This is a genomic window from Piscinibacter lacus (assembly GCF_016735685.1).
Taxonomy (GTDB): domain Bacteria; phylum Pseudomonadota; class Gammaproteobacteria; order Burkholderiales; family Burkholderiaceae_C; genus Aquariibacter; species Aquariibacter lacus.
This window is the reverse complement of sequence record NZ_JAERRA010000001.1, coordinates 1,012,051-1,032,202: the sequence shown is the minus strand read 5'-3', so window position 1 is coordinate 1,032,202 and position 20,152 is coordinate 1,012,051. Positions and strand designations below refer to the sequence as shown.

Annotated in this window: 21 protein-coding genes; 17 read left to right on the top strand and 4 right to left on the bottom strand. The window is 71.8% G+C overall.

All coding sequences use genetic code 11. The features are described from left to right. Positions 1-72: 72 nt before the first annotated feature. Entirely contained in the window at positions 73-225 is a 153-nt protein-coding gene (locus tag JI742_RS04740; RefSeq protein ID WP_182665027.1) for a rubredoxin, read from the bottom strand. A 169-nt stretch (positions 226-394) separates the two neighbouring features. Between JI742_RS04740 and thiD the strand changes: the two genes are divergently transcribed. The 6 genes from thiD to fabG all read left to right on the top strand — a co-directional run bounded on the left by thiD (position 395) and on the right by fabG (position 6,437). Next, positions 395-1,420 carry a bifunctional hydroxymethylpyrimidine kinase/phosphomethylpyrimidine kinase gene (gene thiD, locus JI742_RS04735; RefSeq protein ID WP_236676784.1) on the top strand — a complete coding sequence of 342 codons (1,026 nt, stop codon included), beginning with the start codon at positions 395-397 and terminating at the stop codon, positions 1,418-1,420. Between the two features lie 68 nt (positions 1,421-1,488). Further along, positions 1,489-2,808: a glutamate-1-semialdehyde 2,1-aminomutase gene (hemL, locus tag JI742_RS04730; RefSeq protein WP_201824407.1), complete on the top strand. Its 1,320-nt coding sequence runs from the start codon at positions 1,489-1,491 to the stop codon at positions 2,806-2,808. A gap of 112 nt (positions 2,809-2,920) precedes the next feature. Next, a complete protein-coding gene (gene mpl, locus JI742_RS04725) occupies positions 2,921-4,315 on the top strand; it encodes a UDP-N-acetylmuramate:L-alanyl-gamma-D-glutamyl-meso-diaminopimelate ligase (protein ID WP_201824405.1) in 1,395 nt (464 codons plus the stop codon). A gap of 57 nt (positions 4,316-4,372) precedes the next feature. After that, positions 4,373-4,732 carry a YbaN family protein gene (locus tag JI742_RS04720; RefSeq protein ID WP_201824403.1) on the top strand — a complete coding sequence of 120 codons (360 nt, stop codon included), beginning with the start codon at positions 4,373-4,375 and terminating at the stop codon, positions 4,730-4,732. 94 nt (positions 4,733-4,826) lie between these two features. After that, positions 4,827-5,600 (top strand): YqiA/YcfP family alpha/beta fold hydrolase, encoded by a 774-nt coding sequence (locus JI742_RS04715; RefSeq protein ID WP_201824401.1) that lies wholly within the window; start codon positions 4,827-4,829, stop codon positions 5,598-5,600. A 78-nt stretch (positions 5,601-5,678) separates the two neighbouring features. After that, positions 5,679-6,437 (top strand): 3-oxoacyl-ACP reductase FabG, encoded by a 759-nt coding sequence (gene fabG / locus JI742_RS04710; RefSeq protein WP_201824398.1) that lies wholly within the window; start codon positions 5,679-5,681, stop codon positions 6,435-6,437. 42 nt (positions 6,438-6,479) lie between these two features. Here the strand turns inward: fabG and JI742_RS04705 are convergent, their stop codons facing one another. Continuing rightward, entirely contained in the window at positions 6,480-7,544 is a 1,065-nt protein-coding gene (locus tag JI742_RS04705) for a hypothetical protein (protein ID WP_201824396.1), read from the bottom strand. Between the two features lie 229 nt (positions 7,545-7,773). On the opposite strand from JI742_RS04705, the gene JI742_RS04700 reads away from it, so the two are divergent. From JI742_RS04700 to JI742_RS04650, 11 genes are all read left to right on the top strand, one after another. Continuing rightward, the gene (locus JI742_RS04700) at positions 7,774-9,804 is read left to right on the top strand and encodes a ribonuclease catalytic domain-containing protein (RefSeq protein ID WP_201826364.1); all 2,031 of its coding nucleotides are present in this window, start codon (positions 7,774-7,776) and stop codon (positions 9,802-9,804) included. Continuing rightward, positions 9,801-10,700: a shikimate dehydrogenase gene (aroE, locus tag JI742_RS04695; RefSeq protein ID WP_201824394.1), complete on the top strand. Its 900-nt coding sequence runs from the start codon at positions 9,801-9,803 to the stop codon at positions 10,698-10,700. The genes JI742_RS04700 and aroE overlap by 4 nt, the downstream gene beginning before the upstream one ends. After that, entirely contained in the window at positions 10,631-11,449 is an 819-nt protein-coding gene (mtgA, locus tag JI742_RS04690) for a monofunctional biosynthetic peptidoglycan transglycosylase (RefSeq protein WP_434057629.1), read from the top strand. The genes aroE and mtgA overlap by 70 nt, the downstream gene beginning before the upstream one ends. Positions 11,450-11,459: 10 nt before the next feature. Continuing rightward, the gene (locus JI742_RS04685) at positions 11,460-12,050 is read left to right on the top strand and encodes a hypothetical protein (protein ID WP_201824390.1); all 591 of its coding nucleotides are present in this window, start codon (positions 11,460-11,462) and stop codon (positions 12,048-12,050) included. Next, the gene (locus JI742_RS04680; protein ID WP_201824388.1) at positions 12,047-12,610 is read left to right on the top strand and encodes a TlpA disulfide reductase family protein; all 564 of its coding nucleotides are present in this window, start codon (positions 12,047-12,049) and stop codon (positions 12,608-12,610) included. The genes JI742_RS04685 and JI742_RS04680 overlap by 4 nt, the downstream gene beginning before the upstream one ends. 181 nt (positions 12,611-12,791) lie before the next feature. Next, a complete protein-coding gene (aroQ, locus tag JI742_RS04675) occupies positions 12,792-13,235 on the top strand; it encodes a type II 3-dehydroquinate dehydratase (RefSeq protein WP_201824386.1) in 444 nt (147 codons plus the stop codon). 72 nt (positions 13,236-13,307) lie between these two features. Further along, positions 13,308-13,769: an acetyl-CoA carboxylase biotin carboxyl carrier protein gene (gene accB, locus JI742_RS04670; RefSeq protein WP_201824384.1), complete on the top strand. Its 462-nt coding sequence runs from the start codon at positions 13,308-13,310 to the stop codon at positions 13,767-13,769. 94 nt (positions 13,770-13,863) lie between these two features. Continuing rightward, positions 13,864-15,213: an acetyl-CoA carboxylase biotin carboxylase subunit gene (gene accC / locus JI742_RS04665; protein WP_201824382.1), complete on the top strand. Its 1,350-nt coding sequence runs from the start codon at positions 13,864-13,866 to the stop codon at positions 15,211-15,213. A gap of 13 nt (positions 15,214-15,226) precedes the next feature. After that, positions 15,227-16,135: a 50S ribosomal protein L11 methyltransferase gene (gene prmA, locus JI742_RS04660; protein ID WP_201824379.1), complete on the top strand. Its 909-nt coding sequence runs from the start codon at positions 15,227-15,229 to the stop codon at positions 16,133-16,135. After that, positions 16,132-17,160, top strand: coding sequence for a zinc-ribbon and DUF3426 domain-containing protein (locus tag JI742_RS13850; RefSeq protein WP_236676783.1), 1,029 nt, complete (start codon positions 16,132-16,134; stop codon positions 17,158-17,160). Before prmA ends, JI742_RS13850 begins: the two co-directional genes overlap by 4 nt. A 26-nt stretch (positions 17,161-17,186) precedes the next feature. Further along, on the top strand, positions 17,187-18,101 hold the full coding sequence (locus JI742_RS04650) for a carbohydrate kinase family protein (RefSeq protein WP_201824377.1): 915 nt from the start codon (positions 17,187-17,189) through the stop codon (positions 18,099-18,101). A 120-nt stretch (positions 18,102-18,221) separates the two neighbouring features. Here the strand turns inward: JI742_RS04650 and JI742_RS04645 are convergent, their stop codons facing one another. Together JI742_RS04645 and JI742_RS04640 are read right to left on the bottom strand one after the other, a co-directional pair. Then, positions 18,222-18,728 (bottom strand): histone, encoded by a 507-nt coding sequence (locus JI742_RS04645; protein ID WP_201824375.1) that lies wholly within the window; start codon positions 18,726-18,728, stop codon positions 18,222-18,224. A gap of 198 nt (positions 18,729-18,926) precedes the next feature. Further along, a complete protein-coding gene (locus JI742_RS04640) occupies positions 18,927-20,123 on the bottom strand; it encodes a ribonucleotide-diphosphate reductase subunit beta (RefSeq protein ID WP_201824373.1) in 1,197 nt (398 codons plus the stop codon). Positions 20,124-20,152 lie beyond the last annotated feature (29 nt).

Below are 20,152 nucleotides of genomic sequence, written 5' to 3'. Positions count from 1 at the left end.
AGGAAGGCGCCCGGGCGGGGCGCGCTCCGGCGGGGCCGCGGCACCTTCAGGCTGCGGCGGGACCGAGATCGCTCAGATCTGGACCATCTCGAAATCTTCCTTGCGCGCCCCGCATTCGGGGCAGACCCAGTTCATCGGCACATCGGCCCAGCGCGTGCCGGGGGGAATGCCATGGTCGGGGTCACCGGCGGCTTCGTCGTACATCCAGCCGCAGATCAGGCACATCCAGGTTTGAGGGTCGCTCACGGCGCTTGGTCGCTCACTACAATGAATCGAACCTGATTGTATCGACGGCCCCTCGACCGGCTTCCGGCCCGCCGGCCCGTCTTCCTGTCCGCCGGCCCCAAGGCCGGCTTTTTTCTTGCCTGAAGCGCCCCGTGGCGCGCTGTCCACCATGAGCCGACCCAAGTTCGAGGCCCCCCCGAGCCCGGAGGCCCCCGACGCGCCGGGCGCACCGGGGGAGACCGATCCCGACGCCCCGCCGGCCTGCGTGATGAGCTTCAACGCCGCCGATGCCAGCGGTGCCGGCGGCAGCGGCGGCGACGTCGCGACCATCACCGCCATGGGCGCGCACCCGCTGCCGGTGATCACCGCCATCCTGATGCGCGACACGGCCGAGGTCTTCGAATCCCAGGCCCTGGAGCCCGACACCATCGTCGAGCAGGCCCGCAGCATCCTGGAGGACGTGACGATCTCGGCCTGGAAGGTCGGCTTCCTCGGCAGCGCCGAGGGCGTCTCGGCTGTCGCCGAGGTGCTGAGCGACTACCCGGACGTGCCCCTGGTCGCCCACCTGCCGGCCATCACCTGGTTCGATGACGAGGATGACTTGCAGGCCTACCTGGAGAGCTTCCGCGACCTGATCCTGCCGGCCGCCGAGGTGCTGGTCGGCAGCCAGCAGGCCCTGGGCGAGCTGCTGCTGCCCGACTGGGACAACGAGCGCGCGCCCTCGGCCCGCGAACTGGCCGTGGCCGCCGCCGAGAAGGGCACGCCCTATGTGCTGGTGACCGGCATCGCGCTGCCGCCCAGCCGCGGCGCCCAGCCCGGCGAGCCCGGCAGCGAAGGCTGGATGGACAACGTGCTGGCCTCGCCGCAGGGCGCGATCACCGGCGAGAAGTTCGAGCGCTTCGACACCAGCTTCGTCGGCGCCGGCGACACCCTGTCGGCCGCCCTGGCCTCGCTGCTGGCCGCCGGCCAGGACCTGCACCTGGCGGTGGGCGAGGCGCTGAACTTCCTCGACCAGTCGCTCGATGCCGGCTTCCGCCCCGGCATGGGCGGCGTCGTGCCCGACCGCTTCTTCTGGGCCCTGCCCGAGGAAGACCCCGAAGGCGAAGCCGGGGCCGAGGGCGAAGACACTGCCCCCGCACGAGGCCCCGGCCTGCCGGCCGATGGCGAGCCGCCGCCCAAGCGCCGCATGCACTGAGACCGAGCAGCCGGCCGGCGGCGCCGCATGCCACCGGCCGCGCTGCCCCTTCTGAACCGATGGATCCGATGAGCCGCAACACCGAACTCTTCGAACGCGCCCAGCGCGTCATCCCCGGCGGCGTGAACTCGCCCGTGCGCGCCTTCCGCGCGGTGGGCGGCACGCCGCGCTTCATCCAGCGGGCCCAGGGCGCCTACATCTTCGACGCCGACGGCAAGCGCTACATCGACTACATAGGCTCCTGGGGTCCGATGATCCTGGGCCACGGCCACCCCGAGGTGGTCGAGGCCGTGCAGCGCGCCGTGCTGGAGGGCTTCAGCTACGGCGCGCCGACCGAGCGCGAGATCGAACTGGCCGAGGAAATCCTCAAGCTCGTGCCCAGCGCCGAGCAGGTGCGCCTGGTCTCCAGCGGCACCGAGGCGGCGATGACCGCCATCCGCCTGGCGCGCGGCGCCACCGGCCGCAGCAAGCTGATCAAGTTCGAGGGCTGCTACCACGGCCATGCCGATGCGCTGCTGGTCAAGGCCGGCTCGGGCCTGGCGACCTTCGGCTTCCCGACCAGCGCCGGCGTGCCGGCCGAGGTGGTGCAGCACACCCTCGTGCTGCCCTACAACGACGTGGCCGCGCTGGAAGCCGCCTTCGCCGCGCACGGCGCCGAGATCGCCTGCGTGATGGTCGAGCCCATCGCCGGCAACATGAACTTCGTCCGCGCCAGCCTGCCCTTCGTGCAGGCCATGCGGCGGCTGTGCACGCAGCACGGCGCGCTGCTGGTCTTCGACGAGGTGATGAGCGGCTTCCGCGTGGCGCTCGGCAGCGCCCAGTCGATCTATGCCAAGGCCCTGCCCGGCTTCGCGCCGGATGTGAGCGTCTTCGGCAAGGTCATCGGCGGCGGCATGCCGCTGGCGGCCTTCGCGGGCTCGAAAGAGGTGATGGGCAAGCTGGCGCCGCTGGGCCCGGTCTACCAGGCCGGCACGCTCAGCGGCAACCCGGTGGCCACCGCCTGCGGCCTGGCGACGCTGAAGCTGATCCAGCGCCCGGGCTTCTTCGAGGCGCTGACGGCGCGCACGCGCGAGCTGGTCGAAGGCCTGACGGGCGCGGCCCGCGCGGCCGGCGTGCCCATGGTCGGCGACTGCGAAGGCGGCATGTTCGGCTTCTTCTTCCCCAAGCCCGAGCAGGACTTCAGCGCCCACCCCGGCGGCCTGCCGCAGAACTACACCGAGGTGATGGCCACCGACGGCCCGCGCTTCAATGCCTTCTTCCACGGCATGCTGGACCGCGGCGTCTACCTGGCGCCCGCGCTCTACGAGGCCGGCTTCGTCAGCGCGGCCCACACGGCCGGGGACATCGCCGCCACCGTGGCCGCCGCGGGCGAGGCGCTGCGCGGCTGAGCGCGCCGCCGCCGGGCCGCCTGCGCGCGGCCCGGGCTTTGCATGGGGGGAGGGCTGCACCGGGCGGTGCCCGCCGGGCCGGACGGGGCCGACTCCTAGAATCTTTCGCACCATGCATCTCCACATCCTCGGCATCTGCGGCAGCTTCATGGGCGGCCTGGCCGCCCTGGCCCGCGAGGCCGGCCACCGCGTGACCGGCTGCGACGCCGGCGTCTACCCGCCGATGAGCGAACAGCTCCGTGCCCTGGGCATCGGCCTGATCGAGGGCTATGGCGCCGAGCAACTCGACCTGAAGCCCGATGTCTTCGTCATCGGCAATGTGGTCTCGCGCGCCCGGCCGGGGGCCTTCCCGCTGATGGAAGCCATCCTCGATGCCGGCGCCCGCTACACCAGCGGCCCGCAGTGGCTGGCCGAAGAGGTGCTGGCCGGCCGCCATGTGATGGCCGTGGCGGGCACCCATGGCAAGACCACCACCACCTCGATGCTGGCCTGGATCCTGGAGCAGGCCGGCATGGCGCCTGGCTTCCTGGTCGGCGGCGTGCCGCAGAACTTCGGCGTCTCCGCCAGGCTGGGCACGGTCGGCCCGCAGACGCCCTTCGTGATCGAGGCCGACGAGTACGACACCGCCTTCTTCGACAAGCGCAGCAAGTTCGTGCACTACCGGCCGCGCACCGCGGTGCTGAACAACCTGGAGTTCGACCACGCCGACATCTTCCCGGACCTGGCCGCCATCGAGACCCAGTTCCACCACCTGGTGCGTACCGTGCCCGCCAGCGGCCGGCTGGTGGTGAATGCGCGCGAAGCCGGACTGGAGCGCGTGCTGGCGCGCGGCTGCTGGAGCGAGGTGCAGCGCTTCGGCGTGCGCGGCGACGCGCCCGGCTGGCGCGCCCGCGGCGAGCCGCATGCCTTCGACGTGCTGCGCTCGGGCCGCCAGACCGGCCGGGTCGAATGGGGCCTGCTGGGCGAGCACAACCAGCTCAATGCCCTGGCCGCCATCGCCGCGGCCGAGGCCGCCGGTGTGGCGCCCGAGGCGGCCTGCGCCGCGCTCGGCAGCTTCCAGAGCGTGAAGCGCCGCCTGGAGCTGCGCGGCACGGTGCCGCGCGGCGGCGGCGAGATTGCCGTCTACGACGACTTCGCGCACCACCCCACGGCCATCCGCACCACGCTGGACGGCTTGCGCCGCAAGGTCGGCGAGGCCCGCATCCTGGCCATCTTCGAGCCGCGCTCGAACACCATGAAGCTCGGCACCATGAAATCCCAACTGCCCTGGGCGCTGGAGGAAGCCGACCTGGCCTTCTGCCACAGCGGCGGCCTGGACTGGGATGCGGCCGAGGCGCTGGCGCCGCTGGGCGATCGCGCCCTCGTCGTCGGCGACGTGCCGGGCCTGGTGCAGCGCATCGCGCGCGCCGCACGGCCCGGCGACCACCTGCTGTGCATGAGCAACGGCGGCTTCGGCGGCATCCACGGCCTGCTGCTGCAGGCCCTGGCGCGCGATGGCGCGGCCTGAGCGGCGCGGCCGGCCGGCCGGCCGGGCGCAGCGCAGGTCGGCCGCGCCGGTGCTGCAATGAAGCGCGGCCTGCTGCTCGCCGTCGGCCTGATCGCGCTGGCCCTGGGCCTCGTCGGCCTGGTGCTGCCCCTGCTGCCGACCACGCCCTTCGTGCTGCTGGCCGCCGCCTGCTTCGCCAAGGCCAACCCGGTCTGGGAGCAGTGGCTGCTGGACCATCCCCGCCTGGGCCCCAACCTGCGCCGCTGGCGCGAGCGCGGCGCCATCGCCCGGCCGGCCAAGCGCCTGGCCCTGGGCCTGCTGCTGAGCAGCGCCCTGCTGGGCGCCTGGATGCTGCGCGAGCGCGGCGCCTGGGCCGTGCTGCCGCCGCTGGCCTGCGCCACGGTCGGCCTGTGGATCGCGACGCGGCCCGAAGCCTGAGAGGGTGTGAAGCGCCGTTCGCGGCCGGCCCGGGCGCCCCTCGCGCCGCCGAGGGCCCCGGGCCTCCCGCAGTGCAAGCTGAAACGCAGCCCCGATGAAGCCCCCCGCCTCGCCCGCCCCAGCCGAAGCTTCCGCCTCGGCTGCCTCAGCCTCAGCGTCCGCCTCGCCCGCCCCGGCCGAAGCGTCCGCCCCGCGCCCCGCCCGCTGGCCGGCCGAAGTACCGCCGCGCGCGGCCGGCCCGGCGATCACCCACCTGCTCTACCTGCATGGCTTCCGGTCCTCGCCGGCCTCTTTCAAGGCGCAGCGGGTGGCGGCGCGGGTGCAGGCGCTCCAGGCCGCCGGCCGGCCGCTGGTCTGGGCCTGCCCGCAGTTGCCCGGCACGCCGGCGCAGGCGCTGCGGCAGGTGCGCGATGCCGTCGCCGCCTGGCCTGCGGCCTCGATGGCGGTGATCGGCAGCTCCTTGGGCGGCTTCTATGCCGACCTGATCGCCCAGGAGCGCGGCTGCCGCGCGGTGCTGCTGAATCCGGCCGTGAACCCGGCCCGCGACCTGGCGCGCCACATCGGCAGCCACCCGTCCTGGCACGACCCGGCGACCCAGATCGTCTTCACCGCCGCCGACGTGGCCGACCTGGCCGCCATGCAGGCGGCCCGCGGCCGGCCGGGCGCGCAGACCCTGGCCGTGATCGCCACCGGCGACGAGGTGCTGGACGCCGCCGAGATGCAGGCCCACTGCGCCGGCGCGCGCTGCTGGATCGGCGAGGGCGGCGACCATGCGCTGAGCGATTTCGACACGGTGTTCGCCGCGGTGCAGCATTTCCTCGGGCTTGACGTCGTCCGGGGCGATGGCGACCCTCCGGGCCTGCCCTGAGGCCGAGCGCCGGCTGGGGCGGGCCTTCCCTTCCCCGACGACGTCCGCCCCGCCGGACGCCTCCCCGACCTGCCTGCCATGCGACTGCTGAACAAGATCTGCCTCATCACCGGTGCCGCCCAGGGCATCGGCCTGGCCACCGCGCTGAAATTCGTCCGCGAGGGCGCCCATGTGGTCGTGGCCGACCTGAAGCCAGCGGCCGTCGATGCCGCCGTGGCCCAGTGCCTGGCGGCGGCCCAGGCCGCCGGCAGCGCCTCGCAGGTGCTGGGCCACAGCGTGAACGTGACCGACCGCGCCCAGGTCGATGCCGCCGTGGCGGCGGTGCTGGCGCGCTTCGGGCGCATTGACGTGCTGGTCAACAACGCCGGCATCACCCAGGACGCCCGGCTGCAGAAGATGACGCTGGCCCAGTTCGACGCGGTGATCGACGTGAACCTGCGCGGCGTCTTCCACTGCGCGCAGGCCGTGGCCGACACCATGGTGGCCCAGGGTTCGGGCGTGATCCTCAATGCCTCCAGCGTGGTCGGCCTTTACGGCAACTTCGGCCAGACCAATTACGCGGCGGCCAAGTTCGGCGTGATCGGCTTCACCAAGACCTGGAGCCGCGAGCTGGGCCCCAAGGGCGTGCGCGTGAATGCCGTGGCGCCGGGCTTCGTCGAGACGCCCATCCTCGCCACCGTGCCCGAGAAGGTGCTCGACAGCATGCGCGCCGACGTGCCGCTGCGCCGCCTGGGTCAGCCGGAGGAGATCGCCAACGTCTATGCCTTCCTGGCCAGCGACGAGGCCAGCTACATCCACGGCACGGTCATCGAGGTGGGCGGCGGCCTGACCGTCTGAGCCCGACCCGACCCGGTACCGGCCGGGTCGGCGCCCGCCGCCTCAGCGGTTGGACTGGACCTGCAGCGCCACCATCTCGGCCACGGCCTTCAGGCCCTGGCCGACGACCTCCTCGTAGCGCGCCGGGTCGGCGATGGCATCGTAGGTGGCGCTCTTGCTGGCGTTGGTGGTGCCGCCGGCCAGGGCCGCTGCCGCATTGAGCACCGCACCGAGCACGCCGGCCGCCGCCTCGCCGGTGGTCGTCGGCCGCTCCTTGACCTCGACGAAGACCGCGGGGTCAAGCACCAGCGGGTCCTTGAGCGTCATCGTGGCGTAGGTGGTGCCGGTCAGGATGCCGACATGGGTGGCGGTGATCACCGGATAGGCCCGCGCGCTGACCACCGCGGCGTCGTTGCGACCGAAGAAGCCTTTGTTCTCGTTCGTCAGCTCGACGAAGTGCACGCGCAGGTGGATCTCGATCAAGCCGTTGACGCCCAGCTCCTTCTGCAGCGCCATCGAATCCGGAATGGCCGACATGGAGCCCAAGCCGCTGCCGATGTTGGCCAAGTTGCCGAGCGCGCCCAGGGCATTGCTGCGCTGGGCAGTGGGCGCGGTGATCTGCCCGCGATTCAGGCCATAAACGGCGGTGCCGGCGGGGCCGACGACGACGCGGCCCGATTCGCGCATCGGCAGGGCCTGGCCGGCATCGGCCAGCTTGCGGTAGCCGGGGGCGGCGTGCAACTCGGCCGGCGGCAGCACCTCCAGGCCGGCCGCCTTCAAGCTGTCGATCACAGCGGCCTGGGCGCGCTCGGCCAGGGCCTGGAACTGGGTCTCGCCGACCCCGCCCAGGTGGAAATAGGTGTGGGCATGGGCCACGTTGCTGGTGGCAAAGCGCGAGGTGCTGGCCGACTGGGTGTCGTAAGTCAGGAACTCGACCGCGAGCTGGGTCAGGGCCACTTTCTGCAGGCCCTTGAGCGCGCTGCCGCTGCCGACCTTGAAGACCCGCGGTGCAGCTTCGGCCGGCTTGAACTGCGCATCCACGGCCACCGGGGCCGCCGCGCCCAGAACGGGCAGCGCCAGCATGGCGACGAGCAGGGACGGGGCGAGGCAGCGGGCAGGGGTGTGCATGGGCAAAGGGCGGAGAAGGTTCTGGCAGGCGGGGGGACGGCGGGGTCCGACCTCCGCAGCCGGGGCGAGGTCGCTGGACTATGCCGCAGCCGTGAAGCCGATCCAACGGGAACAAGCCCTGGGCGGCCCGGCGCCGCCCCGGCCGGCCCGGGGGCGGCCGGATGGGACAATCCGGGCGGTGAACTACGCCCTATTCGATGAGGCCGGCAAATTCCTCGCCGGCCGTGTGATGTCCGAAGCCGACAGCTCGATGCAAGTCGAGCTGGATTCCGGCAAACGGGTCAAGGTCAAGACCGCCAACGTGCTGCTGCGCTTTGCCAAGCCGCAGCCGGCCGAGCTGATGGCCGCCGCTCCGCCGCAGGCCGCCGAGATCGACCTGGACCTGGTCTGGGAAACCGCACCCGAGGAGGAATTCGGTTTCGAGGCCCTGGCCACCGAGTACTTCGGCGCCACGGCCGATGCCGTGCAGCGCGCGGCCATGCTGATGCGGCTCTATGAAGCGCCGCACTACTTTCACCGCCGTGGCAAGGGCCGCTTCCGCAAGGCGCCGGCCGAGGTCTTGCAGCAGGCCCTGGCCGCGATCGAGCGCAAGGCCGCGCAGGCCGCGCAGATCGAGGCCTGGACGGCCGAGCTGGTCGCCGGCCGCTGCCCGGCGCCGGTGCAGGAGCAGCTCTTCCGCATCCTCTTCAAGCCCGACAAGAACGGCCCCGAGTACAAGGCCGTGGTCGCCGCGGCCAAGCAGGCGCAGCGCGCGCCGCTGGACTTGCTGACCGCCGCCGGGGCGATCGCCAGCCCCTACCAGTTCCACTGGCAGCGCTTCCTCTTCGAGCACTTCCCCAAGGGCACGGGCTTCGCCGCCGAGCTGCAGCCGCAGCCCCTGGCCGAGACGCTGCCGCGCGCGGCGGTGGCGGCCTTCTCGATCGACGATTCCTCGACGACCGAGATCGACGATGCGCTCTCGGTGCAGGGCCTGGGCAGCGGCACCATCACCTTCGGCGTGCACATCGCGGCGCCGGCGCTGGCGATCGCGCCGAACGGTGCGCTGGACGCGGTGGCGCGCCAGCGCCTGTCGACGGTCTACATGCCCGGGCACAAGATCACCATGCTGCCCGATGCGGTGGTCGCGGCCTGCACCCTGCAGGAAGGCCGCGACTGCGCGGCCGTCTCGGTCTACTTCCGCTTCGACGAGGCCACGCTGACGCTGCTGGGCGCCGAGACCCGGGTGGAACAGGTGCCGATCGCCGCCAACCTGCGCCACGACCGGCTGGACGCGGTGGTGACCGAAGCCGCGCTGGACGCCGCCGCGGCGGGCAGCCCGCCCGAGGGCCTGCCCTTCGGTCCCGAGCTGGCCTTCGGCTGGCGCCTGGCCCGGCACCTGAAGGCGCAGCGCGAGCAAGTGCGCGGCAAGCCCGAGAACTTCAACCGGCCGGACTACAGCTTCAAGCTGATCCCGGCCGGTGCCGAGGCGCCGGACCCCGAGCACCTGCCCGACGGCAGCGAGACGGTGCTGATCGGCGAGCGGCGCCGCGGCGCGCCGCTGGACCTGATCGTCGCCGAGGCCATGATCCTGGCCAACAGCCATTGGGGCGGCTGGCTGGCCGAGATGGGCCTGCCGGCCATCTACCGCAGCCAGGCCAGCCTGGCGCCGGGCATCAAGGTGCGCATGGGCACCAAGCCGGCGCCGCATGCGGGCATGGGGGTCAAGCAGTACAGCTGGGCGACCTCGCCGCTGCGCCGCTATGTGGACCTGGTGAACCAGTGGCAGATCGTCGCCGCCGCGCGGCACGGCACGATGGCGCCGCTGCAAGCGCCCTTCAAGCCCAAGGATGCCGCGCTGTTCGCCATCGTCAGCGGCTTCGAGGCCGCGCATGCCGCCTACAACCAGTTCCAGAACGGGCTGGAACGCTACTGGACGATGCGCCACCTGGAGCAGGCCGGGATCACCGAGCTTGAAGCGACCGTGCTCAAGGACGGGCTGGTGCGGGCCGACACCCTGCCCCTGGTCTTCCGCGCCCTGGGCTGCGAGCCGCTGCCGCGCGGCGCCCGCGTGCGGGTGCGCATCACCGGCAGCGAACTGCTGACCCTGGAGCTGCATGCCAGCCTGGTCGCCCGCCTGGACACCGAAGCCGCCCCGGCCGCCGACGAGGCCGGCGAGGACGCTGGCGAGGAACTGGATGCCGCGCCCACCCACCTCGCCCTGGCCATCGACCTGGACGAGGCGGAGCCGGCCCCGGCGCCGACGCCGGAGGCTGCGGCGTGAGTGCCGCGCCCGGCCGCTATGCGGTGATCGGCCACCCGGTTGCGCACAGCCGCTCGCCCTTCATCCATGCGGCCTTTGCCGCGCAGACCGGCGAGGCGCTGCGCTACGGCCGGCTGGACTGCGCGCCCGAGGCCTTCGCCGACACGCTGCGCGCCTTCGCCGCCGGCCGCCTGCAGGCCCCGGCCGAGCCCGGCGAGGCCGAAGCCGGCCCGGCGCCCGGCCCGGCCGGCGGCTGCAACATCACCGTGCCCTTCAAGTTCGAGGCCCTGCGCCTGGCCGCGCAGACCACGCCGCGCGCGGCGCGGGCCGGCGCGGTCAACACCCTGCGCTTCGACGCGGGCGGCTGGCTGGGCGACAACACCGACGGCATCGGCCTGGTCCGCGATGTCTGCATGAATGCGGGCTTCGACCCGGCCGGCCGATCGCTGCTGCTGATCGGCGCCGGGGGCGCCAGCGCGGGCGTGCTGGGCCCGCTGATCGAGACCCGGCCGGCCCGCCTGGTGCTGGCCAATCGCACGGTGGCCAAGGCCCAGGCCCTGGTCGAAAGCCATGCCGACTGGGCCGCCGCCCACGGCGTGAGCCTGCAGGCCGCGCCGCTGGACGACTGCGGCCAGGGCCATGACCTGGTGCTCAACGGCAGCGCCGCCAGCCTGGCCGGCGCGGCGGTGCCGGTGGCCGCCAGCGTGCTGCGGCCCGGCGCGCTGGCCCTGGACATGATGTACGGCCCGGCCGCCCGGCCCTTCCTGGACTGGGCCGCCGCCCACGGCGCGCAGGGCCGCGACGGCCTGGGCATGCTGGTCGAGCAGGCGGCCGAGGCCTTCCTGCTGTGGCGCGGTCAACGGCCGCTCACTGCCCCGGTGCTGCAAGTGCTGCGGGCGCGTGTGGACGCGGCATGAGGACGATCCGCTGGCGCCCGCCGCGCGCGCTGCTGCGCCTGGCCGGCCTGCTGCTGCTGGCGGGGCTGATGCTGCAGCTCGTGTTCGCGCTGCGGATCGCGGCCATGGCCTGGATCGACCCGGCCTCCACCGCCTTCCAGCGCAGCGAGGCCTGGCGCCTGCTGTCGACCCGCGGCGAGCTGCCCTGGCGCCAGAGCTGGCGCGATGCGGACGAGATCAGCGTGCACCTCAAGCGCGCGGTGATCGCCGCCGAGGACGCGAGCTTCGTTCAGCACGACGGCATCGACTGGGACGCGATCGAGAAGGCCTGGGAACGCAACCAGCGTGCGCAGGCCCGGGCCGAGGCCCGCCGGCCCAGCCAGGCGACGGCCCGGCCGCCCAAGGTTGTCGGCGGCTCGACCATCACCCAGCAGCTCGCCAAGAACCTCTTCCTGAGCGGCGAACGCACCCTGCCGCGCAAGGCGCAGGAGGCGGTGCTGACGCTGATGCTCGAAGCCCTGCTCGATAAGCGCCGCATCCTGGCGATCTACCTGAACCATGTGGAATGGGGCGAAGGCGTGTTCGGCGCCGAGGCCGCCGCCGGCCATTACTTTCGCAGCACGGCCGACCGCCTGGGCCCGGGCCAGGCCGCACGGCTGGCGGTGATGCTGCCGGCGCCCAAGCGCTTCGAGAAGCGGCCTAGCTCGCCCTATGTGGCCGGCCGCGCCGCCACCGTCGCCGCGCGCATGGGCGCGGTCGAGCTGCCCTGAGGAGCCCCTGATGGACGACGCCCTGGACGCGATCGCCGCCCTGGCCGCGCGCTACATCGTCGAGGAAGACCTCGACCATGCCCGCGCCAAGCGCAAGGCCGCCCGCAGCCTGGGCGCCGAGCATGCCGGCCTGCCCAGCGAGGCGCAGATCGAAGCCGCGGTGGAAGAGCACCTGGCGATCTTCCATGCCGACACCCAGCCGGCCGAGCTGGCCGCGCTGCGGGCGCTGGCCCTGGTCTGGATGGAGCGCCTGGCCGCCTTCCGGCCCATGCTGCTGGGCGCCGTCTGGCGCGGCACGGCCACCCGGCAGTCGGACATCCAGCTCGCCCTGTACTGCGAGGACGGCAAGGCCTGCGAGATCGAGCTGATGAACCAGGGCCTGCGCTACGAGCTGGGCCAGCACAAGGGGCCGCGCGGCACGCCGGTCGACGTGCTGCGGCTGCTGCTGCCCTGCCCGGCGCTGGGCGAGCGGGTCGGGCTGCAACTGCACATCCTGGACCGCGACGATGTGCGCGGCGCGCTGATCCCCGACCGCCAGGGCCGGGCAGACCGCGGCGACGCGGCGGCGCTGCGCCGGCTGATCGACACTGCGGCGCCATGAACGCGACCCCGCCCCTGTCCGAAGCCCCTGCAAGCGGCAGCGGCCGCCGCCGCCTGCTGATCGCGGCGACCGCGCTGGCCGCCGGCAGCGCCGGGCTCCTCAGCTTCCTGCGCGCGCAGGGCCCCGCCCTGGGCGAGGCCGAGGCGCGCTTCTGGACGCTGGAGCTGCCTCAGCCCGACGGTGCCACCCTGCGCACCGCCACCTTCCGCGGCCAGCCCCTGCTGCTGAACTTCTGGGCGACCTGGTGCCCGCCCTGCATCAAGGAGCTGCCGGAGATCGACCGCTTCCACACCGCCATGCGGCCGCAGGGCTGGGGCGTGATCGGCCTGGCGGTGGACGCACCGACGCCGGTGCGCGGCTTCCTGGCGCGCCAGCCGCTGGGCTTTCCGGTGGCGCTGGCGGGGCTGGAGGGCACGGAGATGTCGCGCGAGCTGGGCAACACCCAGGGCGCCCTGCCCTTCACCGTGCTCTTCGACGCCAGCGGCCGCATCGTGCGGCGCAAGCTCGGCGAGACCACGCTGGCCGAACTGAAGGGCTGGGCGGCCACGCTGGGGCGCTGAACAAGCGGGCCCCGGGCGGGCTGGCGGCGGGCGGACCGGGGCGGCCGGCGCTTGCGAAGCGCGGGTTTGCGCGTACATTCCCGCCCACGCCGATGCGGCGGGCCGGCCCGGTGGCTGGCGGCTTCGCTGGCACAATCGCGCTGGCAAAGGGCGGCAAGTTCCGTCCATCCGCAACGATCTCATGCACATCCTCGTCCTCCACGGCCCCAATCTGAACCTGCTCGGCCGCCGTGAACCGGCGGTCTACGGGGCCACGACGCTGGCGGAGATCGATGCCGGACTGGCCGAGCAGGCCCGGGCGGCCGGCGCACGCTTGCAGAGCTTCCAGAGCAACCACGAAGGGGCCCTGGTCGACCGGGTGCAGGCCGCAGCCGCCGAGGGCGTGGACTTCATCCTGATCAACCCCGGCGCCTACACCCACACCAGCGTCGCGATCCGCGATGCCCTGGCGGGGGTGGCCATCCCTTTCATCGAGGTGCACCTGTCCAATGTGCACCGCCGGGAGCCCTTCCGGCACCATTCCTATTTTTCAGACCTCGCCGAGGGCGTGATCCTCGGCCTTGGCGCCACCGGCTACCGGCTGGCCCTGAGCGCCGCGCTCGAACGCGGCGCCCGGCCGCGCTGAAGCCGCGCCCGGTCCCAAGGGGCCGGCGGCCTGGCGCCCCACGAAACCACAAAACGCTGGAGTGAACCCGACATGGATCTGCGCAAACTCAAAACGCTGATCGACCTGGTGTCCGAGTCGAACGTCTCAGAGCTGGAGATCACCGAGGCCGACGGCAAGGTACGGATCGTCAAGGCCAGCCCGGTCGCGGCGGCACCGGTGGCCGCACCGGCGCCGCTTGCGGCCCCGGTGGCCGTGGCCGCGCCGGTGGCGGTGGCCGCGCCGGTCGCCGTCGAGGCGCCGGCCGCGCCGGTCGAGACCGGCCGCAAGATCACCTCGCCCATGGTGGGCACTTTCTACCGCTCGTCCAGCCCGGGCGGCAAGCCGCTGTCGGACCTCGGCGACGAGATCAAGGAAGGCCAGCCGATCTGCATCATCGAGGCGATGAAGATCATGAACGAGATCGAAGCCGAGTTTTCCGGCCGGATCGTCAAGATCCTGGTCGAGAACGGCCAGGCGGTGGAGTACGGGCAGCCGCTCTTCCTCGTCGAGTGAGGCCGGCCCCCAGGCTGAGCTTCCACCCCCGTCCTGTCCCCGCGCCGTGCGCCCTTCCGGCGCGCGGCGCCGACCCGCTGCCCTCCCGGACCCCATGTTCAAGAAAATCCTGATCGCCAACCGCGGGGAGATCGCCCTGCGGATTCAGCGCGCCTGCCGCGAGATGGGCATCCGCGCGGTCATCGTCTACTCCCAGGCCGACCGCGATGCCAAGTACGTGCGCCTGGCCGACGAGTCGGTCTGCATCGGCCCGGCCGCCTCGGCGCAGAGCTACCTGAGCATGCCCGCCATCATCTCGGCCGCCGAGGTGACCGATGCCGAGGCCATCCACCCCGGCTACGGCTTCCTCAGCGAGAACGCCGACTTCGCCGAGCGCGTCGAGCAGAGCGGCTTCGCCTTCATCGGCCCGACGCCCGAGTCGATCCGCCTGATGGGAGACAAGGTCTCGGCCAAGGCCGCGATGGTCCGCGCGGGCGTGCCGACGGTGCCGGGTGCCGAGGGCGCGCTGCCCGACGACCCGAAGGAGATCGTGCGCCAGGCCCGCGCCCTGGGCTACCCGGTGATCATCAAGGCCTCCGGCGGCGGCGGCGGGCGGGGCATGCGGGTGGTCCACACCGAGGCGGCCCTGCTCAATGCCGTGCAGATGACGCGGTCGGAGGCTGGTGCGGCCTTCAACAATCCCTCCGTCTACATGGAGAAGTTCCTGGAGCAGCCACGCCATGTGGAGATCCAGGTGCTGGCCGACCAGCACCGCAATGCGGTCTGGCTGGGCGAGCGCGACTGCTCCATGCAGCGCCGCCACCAGAAGGTGATCGAGGAAGCCCCGGCGCCGGGCATCCCGCGCCGGCTGATCGAGAAGGTGGGCGCGCGCTGCGCCGAGGCCTGCAAGAAGATCGGCTACCGCGGCGCCGGCACCTTCGAGTTCCTCTACGAGAACGGCGAGTTCTACTTCATCGAGATGAACACCCGGGTGCAGGTCGAGCATCCGGTGACCGAGCTGGTGACCGGCATCGACATCGTGCAGCAGCAGATCCGCATCGCCGCGGGCGAGCGCCTGCCCTTCACCCAGCGCCAGATCGAGATGCGCGGCCACGCCATCGAGTGCCGGGTAAATGCCGAGGACCCCTTCAAGTTCACGCCCTCGCCGGGCCGCATCACGATGTGGCACCCGCCGGGCGGCCCGGGCGTGCGCGTCGACAGCCATGCCTACACCAACTATGTGGTGCCGCCGAACTACGACTCGATGATCGGCAAGCTCATCACCTATGGCGACACCCGCGAGCAGGCCATGGCGCGCATGCGCACGGCACTCAATGAGACCGTCATCGAAGGCATCTCGACCAACATCCCGCTGCACCGCGAGCTGATGGCCGATGCCAAATTCATCGAGGGCGGCACCAGCATCCACTACCTCGAAGAGTGGATGCAGCAGCACAAGCGCTGAACGAAGGCACCCCATGGTCGAGTTGCGACTGATCGCGGCGGAAGACGAGGTCGAGGCCCTCAGCGACACGCTGATGGATCTGGACGCCCTGTCCGTCTCGGTCGAGGACGCCGACGCCGACACCGAGGCCGAGCAGGCCCTGTTCGGCGAGCCGGACATGCCCGCCCCCCGGCCGGCCTGGCAGCGCTCGGTGCTCAAGGCCCTGTTCGGCGACACGGCCGAAGCCACCCAGGCCGCCACCCGGCTGCTGGCCGAGCATCCGCAGGGCGTGGAGTTGCAGGCCATCGTCGAGGTGCCGGACGAGGACTGGGTGCGGCTGACCCAGTCGCAGTTCGCGCCGGTGCCGATCACGGCGGACTTCTGGATCGTACCGACCTGGCATGAGGCCCCGCCGGCCGCGCGCACCGTGATGCGCCTGGACCCCGGCCTGGCCTTCGGCACCGGCACCCATCCGACCACCCGCATGTGCCTGCGCTGGATCGCCACCCATGCCAAGGCCTTCGCGGGCCAGCCGGTGCTGGACTACGGCTGCGGCTCGGGCATCCTGGCGATCGCTGCGCGGCAGTTCGGTGCGGGCGAGACGCTGGCGGTGGACATCGATCCCGCCGCCGTCATCTCGACCGCGCAGAATGCCGAGGCCAACGGGGTCAGCGTGCGACCCGGTCTGCCCGATGTGGCCGGCCCCGGCTGCGGCCGCTACCCGCTGGTGCTGGCCAACATCCTGGCCTCGCCGCTCAAGCTGCTGGCCCCGCTGCTGGCGGCCCATCTGGCGCCCGGGGGGCAGCTCGTGCTCGCGGGCATCCTGGCCCGGCAGGCCGAGGAATTGCAAGCGGCCTATGCGGCCCATGGCCTCGCGCTGAGCGTGGCCGACGAAGAAGACGGCTGGATCCTGATGCACGCCCGAAGGAGCGATCGACGATGAGCAGCCTGGCAACCCGCTGCGGCAGTTGCGGCACGGTTTTTCGCGTTGCGCAGGAGCAGATCAAGCCCTCCGAGGGCTGGGTGCGCTGTGGTCGCTGCCACGAGGTCTTCAACGCGCTCGACGGCCTCTTCGACCTGGACCATGAGGTGCCGCCGCCGGTGCCCGTGGCCTGGACGCCCCAGCTCGGCCACGACGACGATCAGACGCTGGAGATCCCGGCGCCCAAGCCGGCTGCTGCGCCTGCGCCCGTCTCGGAGATTGACCTGCCGCTCGAGCCCCTGCCCGCCGTGCCGCCGGAGCCTGCCGGCCTGCCGCGCTGGCTCGATCCGGAGGCGCCCGGACCGAAGTCGCTCTACACCCCCGATCCCGAGGTCGAAGCCGCCTGGGCGCGCGCTGCCGAGGCCGCCAGTGCCGCAGCCGGCGCCCCCGCTGCGGCTGCGACTGAACCGGCGCTGCGCCGCCAGGCCCCGCCCCGGCCGCTGCCGCTGCCCGCCCGCCCGCTCGATGGTCCGGCCGATCGCAGCAGCCTGTGGATGGCCGTGACGGGCCTGGCCCTGCTGCTGCTCTTGCAGATCGCCGGGGCCTTCCGGCCGGCGCTGCAATCGGCCCTGCCCGCGCTGACCCCGACGATGGACCGGGTCTGCGCGGTGCTGTTCTGCGCCACGGGCAAGTCCAGCCGCGCCTCGGCCGCCGCGGGCGGTACCCTCAGCTTCGACCCGCCGCCGCAGCTCCAGCCCATCGAGGGCGCGAGCACCGGCACCCGCCAGCGCCTGATCGTCGACCTGCTGAACGAGGGCAAGGTCGAGCGGCCGGTGCCGGCCCTGGAACTGACGCTCAACGACAGCCTGGGCGGCGTGCTGGCACGTCGCGTGCTGCAACCTTCGGACCTGCGCCAGCGCGACAGCCTGGCCCCGCTGCCGGCCACCCTGGCGCCGGGCCAGCGCCTGAGCATGCAACGCGATTTCGATCTGCCCGACGGCGCCCGCCCCGGCGGCTTCAGCGTGCTGATCGCCCCCCAACCCTGAACGGGGCCCCGCGCCCCCACGCGCCCATGTCTGCCCTCATCTGCGGCTCGCTCGCCTTCGACACCATCACGACCTTCCCCGGTCGTTTCGCGCAGCAGATCCTGCCCGAGCAGATCCACATCCTGAACGTCAGCTTCCTGGTGCCGACGCTCAAGCGCGAGTTCGGCGGATGCGCCGGCAACATCGCCTACACCCTGGCCAAGCTCGGCGGTCAGCCGCGGGTGATGGCAGCCCTGGGGGCCGACGGCGCCGGCTACCGCGAGCGCATGGCAAGCTGGGGCGTGCCGGCCGACCTGCTGCTGACGGTGGGCGAGGGCTACACCGCCCAGGCCATCATCATCACCGACCAGGACAACAACCAGATCACCGCCTTCCACCCGGGCGCGATGAACTTCGCGCACCGCATCGCGGTGCCGGCCGAGCGCGGGGACATCGCGCTGGCCATCGTCGCGCCGGACGGCCGCGACGCGATGATCCAGCATGCCCAGCAACTGGCCGAGGCGCAGATCCCCTTCATCTTCGACCCGGGCCAGGGCCTGCCCATGTTCGACGGCGAAGACCTCAAGCGCTTCATCGCCCAGGCGAGCTGGGTCGCGGTGAACGACTACGAGGCCAAGATGCTGAGCGACCGCGTCGGCCTGAGCCTGGAAGCGCTGTCGTGCGGCCACTTGCGCGGCCTCATCGTCACCCTGGGCGCCGAAGGCTGCGAGATCTGGCAGCAGGGCGTGCGCACCCTGGTGCCGGGCGTCAAGGCCGAGGCCGTGATCGACCCGACCGGCTGCGGCGATGCCTTCCGCGGCGCGCTGCTCTACGGCCTGGAGCGCGGCTGGGACCTGGTCCGCTGCGTCGAACTGGGCAACCGCGTCGGTGCGATCAAAATCGCCTGCGCCGGCCCGCAGAACCACAGCCTCGACCCGGCCGCCCTCGGGCTCACGGCCTGAGGCAGCGAGCCTGCGGGGCCCTGCCGGGCCCCATGAAAAAGACCCGGTCGAGCAGGGCTCGCCGGGTCTTGCTTTTTTCAGGCAGCCCGCCCGGGCCGGCCTGAAGCGCGCAGCCTAGGCTCAGGGCTTGGGCGTGGTCGGGAAGGGCCAGGCCGCCTGCGGGCTCAGCGTGGTCTTCGCGGCCGGCGCGGCCTTCTTGATCGCGGTCTTCTTGGCGGCAGCCTTCTTCGCAGCGGGCTTCTTGGCCGCGGCCTTCTTGGCAACCGGCGCGGCCGACTTGACCACCGTCTTCTTCGCCGCAGCCTTCTTCGCCACCGGCGCGGCCGACTTGACCGCCGTCTTCTTCGCCGCAGCCTTCTTGGCCACAGCCTTCTTCGCCACCGGCGCAGCGGACTTGACCGCCGTCTTCTTGGCGGAAGCCTTCTTCGCCACCGGCGCAGCGGACTTGACCGCGGTCTTCTTGGCCGCAACCTTCTTCGCCACCGGCGCAGCCGACTTGACGGCCGTCTTCTTCGCAGCGGCCTTCTTTGCCACCGGCGCGGCCGACTTGACCGCGGTCTTCTTCACCGCGACCTTCTTGTCGGCCGGGGCTGCCTTCTTGGTTGCCGTCTTCTTCGCAGTTGCCATGGAAATCTCCTTGATCAGGTGGTCAAACATCCACGGCACGAGGGGGCCGCAGCGACTCGCCGTCCGGTGTTCTGCCCGCGGGCTCGGCCCGGGGCGCTCCGTTGCAGCGAATGGGGAAGCGAGCCGGACGGGCGGTTTGGGACTCGGCGGAGTCCGGCTCGGAATTCGGTGGGGCCTGCCGTGGTGTGTCTCTCGATCTCAATCCCAGGACAGGGCGCCGCCGGTCTGGTACTCGATGACCCGGGTCTCGAAGAAGTTGCGCTCCTTCTTCAGGTCGATCATCTCGCTCATCCACGGGAAGGGGTTGTCCTCGTTGGGGAACAGTTCCTCCAGGCCGATCTGGGTGGCGCGACGGTTGGCGATGTAGCGCAGGTAGCCCTTGAACATCGAGGCATTGAGGCCCAGCACGCCGCGCGGCATGGTGTCCTCGGCGTAGCGGTACTCGAGATCGACGGCCTTGAGGAAGAGCGCGCGGATCTCGTCCTTGAAGGCTGCCGTCCAGAGCTGCGGGTTCTCGAGCTTGATCGCGTTGATCAAGTCGATGCCGAAGTTGCAGTGCATGGACTCGTCGCGCAGGATGTATTGGTACTGCTCGGCCGCGCCGGTCATCTTGTTCTGCCGGCCCAGCGCGAGGATCTGCGTGAAGCCGACGTAGAAGAACAGGCCCTCCATCAGGCAGGCGAAGACGATCAGGCTCTTGAGCAGGCGCTGGTCGTTCTCGGGCGTGCCGGTATGGAAGTTCGGATCCATGATCGCCTCGATGAAGGGGATCAGGAACTCGTCCTTGTCGCGGATGGACTGGACTTCGTTGTAGGCGTTGAAGATCTCGGACTCGTCCAGGCCCAGCGACTCGACGATGTACTGGTAGGCGTGGGTGTGGATCGCCTCTTCAAAGGCCTGGCGCAGCAGGAACTGCCGGCACTCGGGCGCCGTGATGTGGCGGTAGGTGCCCAGCACAATGTTGTTGGCGGCCAGCGAGTCGGCGGTGACGAAGAAGCCGAGGTTGCGCTTGACGATGCGGCGCTCGTCCTCGGTCAGGCCCTTGGGGTCCTTCCAGGTCGCGATGTCGCGCGACATGTTCACTTCCTGCGGCATCCAGTGGTTGGCGCAGGTGGCGAGGTACTTCTCCCAGGCCCACTTGTACTTGAAGGGCACAAGCTGGTTGACGTCGGTCTGGCCGTTGATGATGCGCTTGTCGGCGACGTTCACGCGGCGGGCCGATTCCCCGGTGCTTGCCGAGGCTTGCGGGGCCAGGACACGGTCGATGGCCGCATCCAGCGGGCGGACCATGGGGCTCATCGGTGCCGTTGCGGCGAGGCCATCGCGCAGCGAGGGCGGCATCGTCGAAGGCTTCGCGGCGGGGGTGGATCGCTTGTCGTCTTCCCAGACCAACATGATGGACTTCCTGTTCTCGAATTATCGGT

Excerpts from the sequence above, each read along its gene's own strand:
- JI742_RS04700 (WP_201826364.1), top strand. The coding sequence starts at position 7,774 with ATGTCCGAAGCCGACAGCTCGATGCAAGTCGAGCTGGATTCCGGCAAA.
- fabG (WP_201824398.1), top strand. The coding sequence starts at position 5,679 with ATGCGACTGCTGAACAAGATCTGCCTCATCACCGGTGCCGCCCAGGGC.
- hemL (WP_201824407.1), top strand. The coding sequence starts at position 1,489 with ATGAGCCGCAACACCGAACTCTTCGAACGCGCCCAGCGCGTCATCCCC.
- JI742_RS04685 (WP_201824390.1), top strand. The coding sequence starts at position 11,460 with ATGGACGACGCCCTGGACGCGATCGCCGCCCTGGCCGCGCGCTACATC.
- JI742_RS04680 (WP_201824388.1), top strand. The coding sequence starts at position 12,047 with ATGAACGCGACCCCGCCCCTGTCCGAAGCCCCTGCAAGCGGCAGCGGC.
- JI742_RS04640 (WP_201824373.1), bottom strand. The coding sequence starts at position 20,123 with ATGTTGGTCTGGGAAGACGACAAGCGATCCACCCCCGCCGCGAAGCCT.
- mpl (WP_201824405.1), top strand. The coding sequence starts at position 2,921 with ATGCATCTCCACATCCTCGGCATCTGCGGCAGCTTCATGGGCGGCCTG.
- aroQ (WP_201824386.1), top strand. The coding sequence starts at position 12,792 with ATGCACATCCTCGTCCTCCACGGCCCCAATCTGAACCTGCTCGGCCGC.
- accC (WP_201824382.1), top strand. The coding sequence starts at position 13,864 with ATGTTCAAGAAAATCCTGATCGCCAACCGCGGGGAGATCGCCCTGCGG.
- thiD (WP_236676784.1), top strand. The coding sequence starts at position 395 with ATGAGCCGACCCAAGTTCGAGGCCCCCCCGAGCCCGGAGGCCCCCGAC.
- JI742_RS04715 (WP_201824401.1), top strand. The coding sequence starts at position 4,827 with ATGAAGCCCCCCGCCTCGCCCGCCCCAGCCGAAGCTTCCGCCTCGGCT.
- prmA (WP_201824379.1), top strand. The coding sequence starts at position 15,227 with ATGGTCGAGTTGCGACTGATCGCGGCGGAAGACGAGGTCGAGGCCCTC.
- JI742_RS04740 (WP_182665027.1), bottom strand. The coding sequence starts at position 225 with ATGTGCCTGATCTGCGGCTGGATGTACGACGAAGCCGCCGGTGACCCC.
- JI742_RS04705 (WP_201824396.1), bottom strand. The coding sequence starts at position 7,544 with ATGCACACCCCTGCCCGCTGCCTCGCCCCGTCCCTGCTCGTCGCCATG.
- JI742_RS04650 (WP_201824377.1), top strand. The coding sequence starts at position 17,187 with ATGTCTGCCCTCATCTGCGGCTCGCTCGCCTTCGACACCATCACGACC.
- accB (WP_201824384.1), top strand. The coding sequence starts at position 13,308 with ATGGATCTGCGCAAACTCAAAACGCTGATCGACCTGGTGTCCGAGTCG.
- JI742_RS13850 (WP_236676783.1), top strand. The coding sequence starts at position 16,132 with ATGAGCAGCCTGGCAACCCGCTGCGGCAGTTGCGGCACGGTTTTTCGC.
- JI742_RS04645 (WP_201824375.1), bottom strand. The coding sequence starts at position 18,728 with ATGGCAACTGCGAAGAAGACGGCAACCAAGAAGGCAGCCCCGGCCGAC.
- JI742_RS04720 (WP_201824403.1), top strand. The coding sequence starts at position 4,373 with ATGAAGCGCGGCCTGCTGCTCGCCGTCGGCCTGATCGCGCTGGCCCTG.